This is a genomic window from Blautia sp. AM29-29 (assembly GCF_003480555.1).
Classification (GTDB): Bacteria; Bacillota; Clostridia; order Lachnospirales; family Lachnospiraceae; genus Fusicatenibacter; species Fusicatenibacter saccharivorans.
Map to the genome: position 1 here is coordinate 111,186 of NZ_QUJD01000002.1, position 12,795 is coordinate 123,980.

Annotated in this window: 8 protein-coding genes; 1 reads left to right on the forward strand and 7 read right to left on the reverse strand. The window is 51.6% G+C overall.

Annotated features, from left to right (window positions below):
- Window positions 1–186: 186 nt before the first annotated feature.
- Entirely contained in the window at window positions 187–2,784 is a 2,598-nt protein-coding gene (locus tag DW769_RS02210; protein ID WP_118749901.1) for a transglycosylase domain-containing protein, read from the forward strand.
- A gap of 91 nt (window positions 2,785–2,875) precedes the next feature.
- On the opposite strand, the gene DW769_RS02215 is transcribed toward DW769_RS02210, so the two are convergent.
- The 7 genes from DW769_RS02215 to DW769_RS02245 all read right to left on the reverse strand — a co-directional run bounded on the left by DW769_RS02215 (window position 2,876) and on the right by DW769_RS02245 (window position 12,688).
- Window positions 2,876–3,820 (reverse strand): ROK family glucokinase, encoded by a 945-nt coding sequence (locus DW769_RS02215; RefSeq protein ID WP_117509663.1) that lies wholly within the window; start codon window positions 3,818–3,820, stop codon window positions 2,876–2,878.
- Window positions 3,821–3,824: 4 nt separating this feature from the next.
- Entirely contained in the window at window positions 3,825–4,760 is a 936-nt protein-coding gene (gene hprK, locus DW769_RS02220) for an HPr(Ser) kinase/phosphatase (RefSeq protein WP_118749902.1), read from the reverse strand.
- A 94-nt stretch (window positions 4,761–4,854) separates the two neighbouring features.
- Window positions 4,855–6,714 (reverse strand): excinuclease ABC subunit UvrC, encoded by a 1,860-nt coding sequence (uvrC, locus tag DW769_RS02225; RefSeq protein ID WP_118594607.1) that lies wholly within the window; start codon window positions 6,712–6,714, stop codon window positions 4,855–4,857.
- 92 nt (window positions 6,715–6,806) lie between these two features.
- Window positions 6,807–8,708, reverse strand: a complete 1,902-nt coding sequence (gene ftsH / locus DW769_RS02230) for an ATP-dependent zinc metalloprotease FtsH (RefSeq protein WP_055227005.1) — start codon at window positions 8,706–8,708, stop codon at window positions 6,807–6,809.
- A 186-nt stretch (window positions 8,709–8,894) separates the two neighbouring features.
- Entirely contained in the window at window positions 8,895–9,911 is a 1,017-nt protein-coding gene (galE, locus tag DW769_RS02235) for a UDP-glucose 4-epimerase GalE (RefSeq protein ID WP_118749938.1), read from the reverse strand.
- A 73-nt stretch (window positions 9,912–9,984) separates the two neighbouring features.
- On the reverse strand, window positions 9,985–11,478 hold the full coding sequence (gene galT, locus DW769_RS02240; protein ID WP_055219747.1) for a UDP-glucose--hexose-1-phosphate uridylyltransferase: 1,494 nt from the start codon (window positions 11,476–11,478) through the stop codon (window positions 9,985–9,987).
- Between the two features lie 40 nt (window positions 11,479–11,518).
- Window positions 11,519–12,688: a galactokinase gene (locus tag DW769_RS02245; RefSeq protein ID WP_022463121.1), complete on the reverse strand. Its 1,170-nt coding sequence runs from the start codon at window positions 12,686–12,688 to the stop codon at window positions 11,519–11,521.
- Between the last annotated feature and the right edge of the window lie 107 nt (window positions 12,689–12,795).

Sequence of the window (12,795 nt, forward strand, 5' to 3'; positions counted from 1 at the left end):
CAAATATGTACCTATCTTACCATATCATTTCTGAAAAATCAGCATTCTTTTCAGAAATACTTTTATTCCAGCCCTTTATTTGGTATAATAAAAATAAGTATACCCTGCTTTTTGCAGGGCAGGAACACCATTGATTACTGAACTAAATCAGTTTTGCAGGAACATGACATAAGGAGGATTTTCTATATGCACTTTGGAAAAAGTCATCTGGAAGACAAACGTGAAGATCTGCGGTCCCATTACGGAAAGATTGAAAAGACGGCCGGCGTGACGGCGCTGCGCATCGCGTTCTGTCTTCTTCTTGTCGTTCTCGTCTGCGGTGCCGGGCTTGTGATCGGCGCTGTCCGCGGCGTGATTGACAGTGCCCCTGATATCTCGGAGGCAAATATCATGCCGCTCGGCAACGCGTCGTTTATCTACGATGCTGACGGCAACCAGGTACAGAAGCTGACCGGGGCTCAGGGAAACCGTGTCTCGATTTCGATTGAGGAGATTCCGCTCGATATGCAGCACGCGATCGTCGCGGTTGAGGATGCCCGTTTTTATGAGCACAACGGCATCGATCCGAGCGGTATCATCCGTGCTTTCGTTGTCGGCGTCAGCCACGGCTTTCATTTTACCGAGGGCGCCAGCACGATCACACAGCAGCTCTTAAAAAACAATGTTTTCACTGACTGGATGGAAGAGACGCGGATGCAGAGCTTCAAGCGGAAGATCCAGGAACAGTACCTGGCGCTGAAGCTGGAAAAAACACTGACCGCAGAGGGTGAAAACGCCAAAGACGTTATTCTGGAAAATTATCTGAATACGATCAACTTAGGTTCCGGCTGCTACGGTGTCCAGACGGCAGCGCAGACGTATTTCGGAAAGGATGCAAAAGATCTGACGCTCTCTGAATGCGCCGTTCTTGCCGCAATTCCAAAGGCGCCGACGGCATATAATCCGAAAAACCACCCGGAGAAAAACCAGCAGCGCCGCGACAAGATCCTGAACAACATGAAAGAGCAGGGCTACATCACCGAAGAAGAATACACCATTGCCATGAACGACAACGTTTACGACCGCATCGCCATGCACACGCAGTCCCAGGCGGAGAGCGCGCCGTACTCCTACTTTATCGATGAAGTCATCACCAACCTGATCAACGATCTGATGGTACAGAAAGGCTACACCGAAGTGCAGGCAAAGAACGTTGTCTACAGCGGCGGCCTCAAAATTTATACCACACAGGATTCCTACATGCAGTCAATCCTCGATACGGAATTCCAGAATCCGGAGAACTTCCCGGCGAACACGCAGATCGGTCTCGACTGGGCGCTCACCGTAGAGCAGGCAGACGGCGAGGTACAGAACTACAGCAAAGAGATGCTGCAGCTCTACTTCCGCAACAGCGATCCGAATTTCGATCTGCTCTTTGACTCCCAGGAGGAGGCACAGAGCTATATCGACCAGTACAAAGCCGCTATCATGCAGGAGGGCGATACGATTGTTGCCGAGCGCAGCAGCTTCACCCCGCAGCCGCAGGCGTGCATGACCGTTATGGACCAGCGCACCGGTTACGTGAAAGCCATCGTCGGCGGACGCGGCGAAAAAACAGCAAGTCTTACCTTCAACCGCGCAACCGATAATTATTCCCAGCCGGGTTCCACGTTCAAGATTCTTTCCGCGTACGGACCGGCGCTCGACCTTGGAAAGATTACACTCGCTACGGTAATTAAGGATGAGCCGTTCAACTACAGTGACGGCACACCGCTGCAGAACTCGGATCTTACCTACCATGGTGATGTTACCGTCCGCCAGGCGATCATCAATTCCATCAATATCCCGGCCGTCAAGGTACTGACCGAGCTTACGCCGAAGGTCGGCTTTGATTATCTGAAGAAGCTTGGTTTTTCCAAACTCTCCGAGGAATACGATATAATCCAGCCGCTGGCTCTCGGCGGTATCACCTACGGTGTCAGTGATCTCGAACTGACGGCAGCCTACGCGGCAATCGCAGACGGCGGCCAGTACCGCAAGCCGGTGTTCTACACAAAGGTTACCGACAGCAAGGGAAATGTTTTAATTGACAACACAGAAAACAAGGCAACGCAGGTCTTCAAGGCAAGCACTGCCTCCCTCCTCACCAATGTCATGGAGGATGTTCTGGAAAAAGGTACCGGTGTTGCCGCCCGCCTCGACAATATGCACGCAGCCGGAAAAACCGGTACGACGAACGAGGCCAAGGATCTCGTCTTTGCAGGCTTTACACCATATTATACCGCTGCCATCTGGGCAACGTATGATACACACGCGGAGTTTCCGGAGAGCGACCGTGAATTCCACAAACGTCTCTGGGCAAAGGTCATGAATGAAATCCACGAAGGCCTTGCCGATATGGATTTCGAAACTTCCGCAACAGTACAGGAGGCAACGATCTGTACGAAGACCGGCCTGCTCGCCCGCTCAAGCTGCCCGTCCATCACCGAATACTTTGCGGTATCCGATCTGCCGACCGAGCGTTGCAAGGGCCACTACACCGCGCCGGCCTCAACACCGACGCCGACCAGAACCCCTTCCGCAGCATCAACTCCGCAGACAACCCCGACACCGACGGAGGCACCGCAGGAAACTCCGGCTCCGACCGAAACACCTGCCGATCCGCCTTCTAATACACCGGAGACTCCTGACACACCGGAGACTCCTGACACACCGGAGACCCCTGATGCACCGTCAGAACCGGATACCCCGGCGGAGATATCGGAAGTACAGCCGCAGTCCGAAGAGAGCGGCTCTTCCGAATAACTTTTTCAGTCAGTCTATACACAAAAAACCGGCCCTCTGGCATATGCCAGCAGGACCGGTTTTTCTATACTTCTTTTTCCATCTGAATCAATTAGTCAATCAGCATTTTTGCTGCGCCGTAGATACCAGCATCGTTTCCAAGGGAAGCGAGTACGATCGGGGTATCTTTGCATGCGATGAATGCTGCTTCACGGTAGTATTTAGCTACGCCGTCGATCAGGATCTGGCCTGCTTTGGATACACCGCCGCCGACTACGATAACTTCCGGGTCAACAACGCATGCGAATACTGCAAGTGCTCTTCCGAGGTACTCGGAGAACTCCTGAACGATTGCTTCTGCTGCTGCATCGCCTTCTTTTAATGCATCAAAGACAGCTTTTGCACTGATGGACTCTCCTCTTTCTCTTAAAGAAGACGGAGTATCATGGGATGCCAGATATTTCTTTGCCAGACGAACGATACCGGTTGCAGATGTCATCTGCTCGAGGCATCCGTGGTTTCCGCAGTTGCAGACCGCTTCTTCTTCCGGCTCAACACATGCATGACCAACCTCGCCGCCTGCGCCGTGAGCACCTGCTACGATCTTGCCGTCCACGATGATTCCGCCGCCGACACCGGTTCCAAGGGTAACCATAACCAGGTTCTTGCTTCCCTTTCCGCCGCCTGCCCACATCTCACCGAGAGCTGCTGCGTTTGCGTCGTTTGCTGCTTTTACTGCCATTCCGCCGAGTTCGTCGGAAAGCTCTTTTACGATATTTTTATATCCCCAGTTCAGGTTGACTGCGATGGAAAGCTCACCTTTGTCATTAACCGGGCCAGGTACGTCAATGCCGACACCGGCAACATCATCTGCCGCGATACCCTTCTCAGCCATTTTTGCTTTTACGCTTTTTGCGATATCCGGCAGAATTTCGCTTCCGCCGTTTTCGGTGCGGGTCGGGATTTCCCATTTTTCCAACAGAGTTCCGTCTGTCTGGAACAGTCCGCATTTTACTGAAGTACCCCCAACATCGATTCCAAATACATAGTTTGCCATTTTCTTACTTCTCCTCTCTTTTTTTCACTAAGTTAGCCTGTACACGGCGGTACAGCTCCTGTGCGGCATTGTAGCCCATCTTCTTCTGTCTGTGGTTGACAGCAGCGGTTTCTACGATGATCGCCAGGTTACGGCCCGGACGGATCGGAAGGGAATGGCAGACAACCTTGTTTCCAAGGAACTCAATATACTCTTCTTCCAGGCCCAGACGGTCGTATTCTTTCTCTTTGTCCCACTCCTCGAGCTTGATGACAAGATCGATGGACTGGGTATCTTTTACGCTCTCGACACCAAACAGTGTCTTGACGTCGATGATACCGATACCGCGCAGCTCGATAAAGTGACGCGTGATATCCGGTGCCGTTCCGACCAGCGTAATGTCGCTGACACGGCTGATTTCAACCACATCATCGCTGACGAGACGATGGCCTCGTTTGATCAGCTCCAGTGCAGCCTCGCTCTTTCCGATTCCGCTCTCGCCCATGATCAGAACGCCCTCGCCGAATACATCGACCAGCACGCCGTGGATGGAGATCATCGGGGCAAGCTGGACATTCAGCCAGCGGATGATTTCAGCCATGAAAACGGAAGTCGATTTGTCTACCGCAAAGGCCGGTACCTGATAACGATTGCACAGCTCCAGAATTTCCGGTCCCGGAATCATCTTCGTGGTGAAAATGACACATGGGATCTTGCGGCTTACAAACTCTTCAAACGCGCGGACGCGCTCGCTCTCTTCAAGATGCTGCAGATACGTGAACTCTACATAACCGATGATCTGCACACGCTCATTGGCAAAATGCTCATAGTAACCGGTCAGCTGCAGTGCAGGACGGTTGATATCCGGTGTGGCAATGACAAAATCTGTCATATCAACCTCTGGTGTCAGGTTGCGGAGATCCATTTCCTCCACCATTTTGGTCATTTCAATTTCTTTCATTTTCCTGTCCTCCGACTTCATTCGACGTCTTTTTAAATCCGTCTCTTCTATGATTTTAGCACAATAAAGCATCACGGGCAACCTAGAAATTTAACTATTTTGACGAATCCTCATTTTCCTCCTGTGCAGGTGCGTGAAAGAATGTGTAAACCTGCTCCGCCGCCTTTTTATTCATGCCCGGAAGTCCGGAAAGTTCTTCCACGGTTGCCGCCTTGATATCATCAATTCCCTGAAAGTGGCGCATCAGTTCTTTCCTTCTTGTCGGCCCGATGCCCGGGATGTCGTCGAGAATCGAGTGGACCTGGCCTTTGCTCCGCAGCAGGCGGTGGTATTCGATTGCAAAGCGGTGCGCCTCGTCCTGCACGCGTGTGATCAGTTTGAAGCCCTCGCTGTTCCGGTCGATCGGGATTTCCACGTTTCGGAAATACAGACCCCTCGTGCGGTGCTTGTCGTCCTTTACCATACCGCAGACCGGAATCGCAAGATCCATTTCTTCAAGCACCTCAAGCGCAATGTTAACCTGGCCGCGTCCGCCGTCCATCATGATCAGGTCCGGCAGCCGCTCGAAACCGCTGTCCTCCTGGATGCCGCGCAGAAAACGGCGGCTTAAGACCTCTTTCATACTGGCGTAATCGTTCGGTCCCTCGACGGATTTGATCTTGAATTTTCGGTAATCGGCGCGCTTTGGCTTTCCTTTCTCGTAGACGATCATTGAGCCGACCGACTGGAAACCGCTGATATTGGAGATATCGTACGCCTCGATGCGGTCGATCGACGGCAGGTTCAGCCATCTGGCGATCTCTTTTACGGCACCGACCGTCCGACCCTCTTCCCGCTTGATCCGCTCGCGGTCCTGGTCGAGAACGATCTGTGCGTTCCGCTCTGCCAGTTCCACCATTTTTTCCTTGCTGCCCTTTTTCGGCACGCGGATGCGGACCTTCTGGCCCCGTTTGCTGCTTAAATACTCTTCCATCAGCTCCTGCTCGGCAATCTCCTCGGAAATCATGATTTCCCGCGGGATGAACGGCGTGCCGGAATAGAACTGTTTCATAAACGTGAGCAGCACCTCGCTTTTCTGCTCCTCCTCCCCGATCCGCAGATAATAATGCTCCCGCCCGATCAGCTTTCCGTTCCGGATAAAGAAGACCTGCGCCACCGCATCCTCTTTGTCCATCGCAAGCGCAATGACATCCTTGTCCTCGCCGTTACTGTTCGTAATCTTCTGCCGCTCGCCGATCCTGCGCACGCTGTCGATCAGATCACGGTACTCCGCCGCCTGCTCGAACCGCATCTCCTCAGCCGCCTCCGTCATTTTTCCAGTCAGCTCTTTGATCATGTCATTGTAATTTCCATTCAGAAAACTGATTGCCTTTTTGATCTGCTCGCCGTACTCTTCTTTGGAAATGTATCCCTGGCACGGTGCCTTACACTGGTGGATGTGATAGTAAAGACACGGGCGGTCTTTGCCGATCTCCTTTGGCAGGCTCTTATTGCAGGAACGGATATCGTACAGCTTCCGCAACAGTTCGATCGTATCTTTCACAGCTCCGGCGCTTGTGTACGGGCCGAAATATTTCGCCTTGTCCTTCTTCATCTGATGGGAAAACAGAATGCGTGGAAAATCCTCGTTCACGGTCACCTTAATGTACGGGTACGCCTTGTCATCTTTCAGCATCGTATTGTATTTCGGACGGTGCTCTTTGATAAGGTTGCACTCCAGCACGAGCGCCTCCAGTTCGGAATCCGTCACAATATACTCAAAACGGGCGATATGCGTGACCATCCGCTCAATCTTCGGCCCTTTGTTGCGGCTCGTCTGGAAATACTGGCGGACACGGTTTTTCAGCGAAATCGCCTTTCCTACGTAGATAATTGTATCGTCCGCGTCGTGCATCAGATAGACGCCGGGTTTCCCCGGCAGTTTTTTCAGTTCTTCCTGGATATCAAACGCCATATGACCCTCCTCTTTTTGGGACTGTAATGTTGAAAATGCCCAGCGTGCAGAGATCGTTTTCTCTGCTCCCGCCGGGCCTTTTCGCTTTCTTTTTATATTTCTGGATTTTCAACCGCTTCTTCCGCGTTTCCATTCCGTTTTGCAATCACCTGATGAAAAATCTCCATAAATTCTTTTCCGGTGATCGTCTCTTTCTGGATCAGGTAAGCTGCGATTTCATCCATCGCATCGCGGTTAGCTGCCAGAAGTTCTTTTGCCTGCTCATACGACTCTTTCAGGATCTTCATGACCTCGTGGTCAATTTCGGTTGCTGTGGCATCGCCGCAGTTTAAGACCATTCTTCCGTCGAGGTACTGATTCTGCTGGGTCGCAAGACCGATCAGACCGAATTTCTCCGACATACCGTACTGCGTGATCATCGCGCGGACAATCTTCGTCGCTTTCTCGATATCATTCGAAGCTCCCGTTGTCACATTGCCGAATACGATCTCCTCTGCCGCTCTTCCACCGAGGCACTCGACGATCATCGCCTCGAGTTCGCTCTTCGTGTTGAGGTATTTCTCCTCCTCCGGCACCTGCATGACGTAGCCGAGCGCACCCATCGTACGCGGCACAATCGTGATTTTCTGTACCGGCTCGGAATCCTTCTGCAGTGCAGTAACAAGTGCGTGGCCTACCTCGTGGTAGGAAACGATCTTTCGCTCTTCCTGGCTTAAGATGCGGTCCTTCTTCTCTTTTCCGACGAGGACAACCTCGACTGCCTCGAGAAGATCCTTCTGGGAAACGGCTTTTCTTCCGTTCTTGACCGCAAGAATCGCTGCCTCGTTGATCATATTTGCAAGATCAGAACCAACGGCTCCCGATGTCGCAAGTGCGATGCCGTCGAGATCAACCGTCTCATCGAGCGATACGTTCTTGGCGTGTACTTTCAGGATTTCCACACGGCCTTTCAGGTCCGGTCTTTCTACGATAATCCGGCGGTCAAAACGGCCTGGACGCAGCAGCGCCGGGTCAAGAACCTCCGGGCGGTTTGTGGCCGCAAGGATCAGAATACCCTTGGAGCTGTCGAATCCGTCCATCTCGGCGAGGAGCTGGTTTAACGTCTGCTCCCGCTCGTCGTTGCTGTTGTAGCTGTTGTCACGGCTCTTTCCGATCGCATCGATCTCATCGATAAAGATGATGCACGGTGCGTTTTTCTTTGCTTCCTCAAACAGGTCACGCACACGCGATGCACCGACACCGACGAACATCTCGACAAATTCCGAAGCGGACATCGAGAAAAACGGTACGTGCGCCTCACCGGCTACGGCTTTGGCAAGCAGTGTTTTTCCGGTTCCAGGAGGGCCTACAAGAAGCGCTCCTTTCGGAAGTTTTGCACCGATTGTCGTGTATTTTCCAGGGTTATGCAGGAAATCCACAACCTCCTGGAGCGATTCTTTTGCCTCGTCCTGTCCCGCAACATCGCGGAATGTCACGCCGGTTTCTTTCTGTACGTAGGCCTTTGCTCTGCTCTTTCCTACGCCCATGACTCCGCCGCCTTTGTTCATGCTGCGCATCACCCATACCATGACAGCGACAAGCATCACAACCGGCAGAATGACGGTCAGCAATGTGTAAATGATCGTTCCGGTAGAATCCGGCGGATCTTTGTGGTACGTAATGCCTTTCTCCTGTAACAGATCGACCAGCTCCTGCTCATCTCCCATCATCGTTACCTGATAGGTGATTCCCTCCGATTTCTGGTCTTTCGGCGTTACGGTCAGTGTTCCCGATTTCAAGACAACTTCCTGCACTCCATCGTTGTTTACCATGTCCAGGAATTTGCTATAGTCAAGATCCTCGGAAGTAATTCCCCCAAGGGCATTGTTCAGAAGTCCCATCACCATCAGGCTGACGAGGAGGCAGATCAGGATAATGAGTATCGTCTGTCTGTTTTTCGGTCCTCCCCCGGAGCCTTTTTCTGGTTCCCGGTTCTGATTTTTTCTATCGTCCATGCTTTTCCTCCTTGTATGTCAAACCGCCCCTCTTTTTTACGGACACTTTAACTCTTACATTATATCGGATTCCCTCTTAATTAGCAAGCCGGACTTTGTGAAAAAAGACTGAATTTATCTATACAAAAACGGCCCGCCGACACTCTTTCAAGTATCGGCGGGCCGCCAGATAACACTCACATTACATTAGTCGTTATATCCGTTCGGATTCTTCTGCTGCCAGTTCCAGGAATCGGCACACATCTCCTCGATGCCGTACTCAGCCTCCCAGCCAAGCTCCTCTTTTGCTTTGTCGCATTTGGAGTAGCAGGTTGCGATATCACCGTCACGGCGCGGTTTGATTTCGTATTTCAGCGGATGGCCGCATGCTTTCTCGAATGCGTGGATCACATCGAGTACGCTGTAGCCTTTGCCGGTTCCGAGGTTGTAAATGGAAACGCCGTCGTTGTCAGCCAGTTTCTGGATGGCTTTTACATGGCCGCGTGCCAGGTCAACAACATGGATGTAATCGCGGACACCAGTTCCGTCCGGAGTATCGTAGTCATCACCGAAAACGCCGATGCACTCGAGTTTTCCGATGGCAACCTGTGCGACATACGGAAGCAGGTTGTTCGGGATGCCCTTCGGATCCTCTCCGATAAGGCCGCTCTTATGCGCTCCGATCGGGTTGAAGTAACGAAGCAGGATAACATTCCATTCCGGATCTGCGGTGTGGATGTCGGTCAGAACCTGCTCGAGCATACTTTTTGTCCAGCCGTATGGGTTGGTCGGGGTTCCCTTCGGGCACTCCTCGGTGATCGGAATCTGTGCCGGATTGCCGTATACGGTTGCAGAAGAACTGAAGATGATGTTCTTTACGCCATGGTTTCTCATCTCATCGCAGAGAATCAGGGTTCCGGTCATGTTGTTGTGATAATATTCAATCGGTTTATGTACGGACTCGCCGACTGCTTTTAAGCCTGCGAAATGGATGACAGCGTCAATTTTCTCGTTGTCGAAAATTTTCTTTACGCCTTCGCGGTCCAGCATATCGGTTTTGTAGAAGGTTACTTTCTTTCCGGTAATCTGTTCTACACGCTCGATGGCTTTCTCGCTTGCATTGTAAAGGTTGTCCATGACAACAACGTCATAGCCTGCGTTCAGCAGTTCCACACAGGTGTGGCTTCCAATATAGCCTGCACCGCCAGTAACTAAGATTTTCATTTTGGTATCCTCCATGTTTTCCTTCGCTGCTGCTTTTTTGCCGCAGCGGGTTAATTGAAGCATTTAGTTTATTCTACAACGTTTCCATGAATTTTGCAAATGCACTTCTGCCTTCCTCGGTGCACTTGTAAACGCCGGCATCCTCGAGTACGCCGACAAAGACTTTTCCGACTTCCTCTTTCAGGATATCCATCACATTTTCGCTGTTCAGCTCCGGATGGCGCGGCAGGAATTCGTCTACCCAGTCGGCATGTTTCTCCAGCTCTGCGACAGCGCGGACATCTTTTCCCTCTACAAGGCATTTGGAAAGCTCTTCCAGCTCATCTTTTAAGCGCGCCGGCAGAATCGCAAGTCCCATAACCTCAATAAGGCCGATGTTCTCTTTTTTGATGTGATGATACTGTGCATGCGGATGGTAAACACCGAGCGGGCATTCGTCCGTCGTGATGTTGTTGCGCAGTGCCAGATCGAGTTCGAACGTATCGCCCACTTTTCTTGCGATCGGTGTGATCGTGTTGTGCGGCTCTCCGTCAGTCTCGGCGAATACAAACGCATCCTCATCCGTGTAACCTCTCCAGCAGTTCAGGATATGCTCTGCCAGATCGATCAGCCGTTTCTCATCTTTGTGGCGGATCCGGATGACGGACAGCGGCCATTTGACGATGCCGGTTTCCACATCCTCGTATCCTTTGATGGTAAAATGGCGCTCGATCGGCGCTTTCGCCATTGCGAAGGTATAGTGACCGCCCTGATAATGATCGTGGCTTAAAATGGAGCCTCCCACGATCGGCAGATCCGCATTAGAACCGATGAAGTAGTGCGGAAACAGCTTGATAAAGTCAAACAGCTTCACAAAGGTCGCGCGCTCGATCTTCATCGGGTTATGCTGGAAATTGAACACGATGCAGTGCTCATTGTAATACACATATGGCGAGTACTGGAATCCCCACTCCGTCTGATTGATCGTCAGCGGAATGATGCGATGGTTCTGGCGCGCCGGGTGGTTGACGCGTCCCGCATAGCCCACATTCTCCTTGCAGAGCAGGCATTTCGGATAACCGCTCTGTTTTGCCAGTTTTGCAGCCGCGATCGCCTTCGGGTCCTTCTCCGGTTTGGAGAGGTTGATCGAGATATCAATATCGCCGTAGGCACTCGGTACGCTCCAGCGGATATCCTTTGCGATGCGGTATCTGCGGATGTAGTTGGAATCCTGGCTCAGTTTGTAGAAGTAATCGGTTGCCTCCTGCGGGCTCTTCGCATAGAGTTCCTCAAACTTCTTTACCACCTCTCCCGGGCGCGGCATCAGGCAGTCCATCAGTTTCGTATCGAACAGATCGCGGTAAACGACGCTGTTGTGTTCGAGAAGACCGCGCTTAGCTGCATCATCAAGCAGTTCATTTAAAGTCTCTTCCAGATCCGGGGTCTCCGGAATCTGCTCCGGCTCTTCGTAATCGGAAATCTGCATGACTTCCAGAATCCGGTTTGTCGCATAGATTTTATCCAGTCCCGAAACAAGACCGGCATTTTCTCCATATTTTACCAGTTTTGCAATACTCTCGTTAATCACTGTAGCTTCCTCCCTGCTGCCGATCCAGCTTTTTTATTTCTTATTTTAATACGCCTGCGCCGTCTCCGATGTCTACGACATAGAAGTCTGCGGCATAGCCGATTTTTTCTTTGTAAGCTGCGCCTACTTTTGCGATGAAGTTGTCAATATCTTCTGTTTTTACGATGCTGACGGTGCATCCGCCGAAGCCTGCGCCTGTCATACGGGATCCGATGACACCCGGGCAGTTCCATGCTTCTTCCACAAGAGTATCCAGCTCGATGCCGGTTACCTCATAGTCATCACGCAGGGAAACGTGGGATGCGTTCATCAGCTCGCCGAATTTTGCGATGTCGTTTGCCTTTAAAGCTGCAACGGCCTGAACGGTTCTCTGGTTCTCGTAAACAGCATGTTTTGCACGTTTCTGGCGGACCGGATCTTTGATGGCATCTTTCACTGCCTCAAACTCTTCCTCGGTCAGCTCGCCAAGGCTCTTGATGTCTTTGACTTTCTGAATCTCAGCCAGAGCAGTCTCGCACTCGCTGCGGCGCTCGTTGTATTTGGAGTCGCCAAGGCCGCGTTTCTTGTTGCTGCAGGAGATGACAATTCTTGCGCCTTCCAGTTTAACCGGTGCGTACTCATATTTCAGATCGCTGGTGTCAAGAAAGATCGCACAGTCCTTTTTGCCCATGGCGATGGCGAACTGATCCATGATACCGCAGTTGACGCCGTTGTAGTTGTTCTCGGAGAACTGGCCGTACAGAGCGATGTCGATCATGGAGATGGTGTCGTAGCCGAACATGTCACGCAGCATTACGCCGGTTACGGTCTCAACGGATGCGGAAGAGGAAAGGCCGGAGCCGTTCGGAATGTTTCCGTAGAGCACGATATCGAAGCCCTGCTCTACCGGGAAGCCCTTCTGGCAAAATGCCCACATCATTCCCTTCGGATATGCGGTCCAGTTGCCTTCTTTTCCCATCAGGAATTCATCGAGAGAAGATTCTACCACGCCGAGTTTTTCAAAGTTCATAGAGTAAAAACGAAGCTTTCTGTCGTCACGTTTTCTTGCTGCCATGTAGGTTCCGATGGTCAGTGCGCATGGAAACACGTGGCCTCCGTTGTAATCGGTGTGCTCACCGATCAGGTTTACACGTCCAGGTGCGAAGTAGGTGCGGATGTCGCCCTCTCCCCCGAACAGTTTTGCAAAACAATCCAGTACCTGCTGTTTCATTTTGTTGTCTCCTTTTCTTTTTGGTGTGTTGTTTTCATGGTTTCGTTTTGTGTGTTGTGTGTGTATTGTGTGTTTGTGTGTTTGTGTGTTTTTTCTTATCTTCTTAA

Bases quoted from the DNA above. Each gene is read 5' to 3' on its own strand.
- DW769_RS02210 (WP_118749901.1), top strand. From the start codon at position 187: ATGCACTTTGGAAAAAGTCATCTGGAAGACAAACGTGAAGATCTGCGG.
- DW769_RS02215 (WP_117509663.1), bottom strand. From the start codon at position 3,820: ATGGCAAACTATGTATTTGGAATCGATGTTGGGGGTACTTCAGTAAAA.
- hprK (WP_118749902.1), bottom strand. From the start codon at position 4,760: ATGAAAGAAATTGAAATGACCAAAATGGTGGAGGAAATGGATCTCCGC.
- uvrC (WP_118594607.1), bottom strand. From the start codon at position 6,714: ATGGCGTTTGATATCCAGGAAGAACTGAAAAAACTGCCGGGGAAACCC.
- ftsH (WP_055227005.1), bottom strand. From the start codon at position 8,708: ATGGACGATAGAAAAAATCAGAACCGGGAACCAGAAAAAGGCTCCGGG.
- galE (WP_118749938.1), bottom strand. From the start codon at position 9,911: ATGAAAATCTTAGTTACTGGCGGTGCAGGCTATATTGGAAGCCACACC.
- DW769_RS02245 (WP_022463121.1), bottom strand. From the start codon at position 12,688: ATGAAACAGCAGGTACTGGATTGTTTTGCAAAACTGTTCGGGGGAGAG.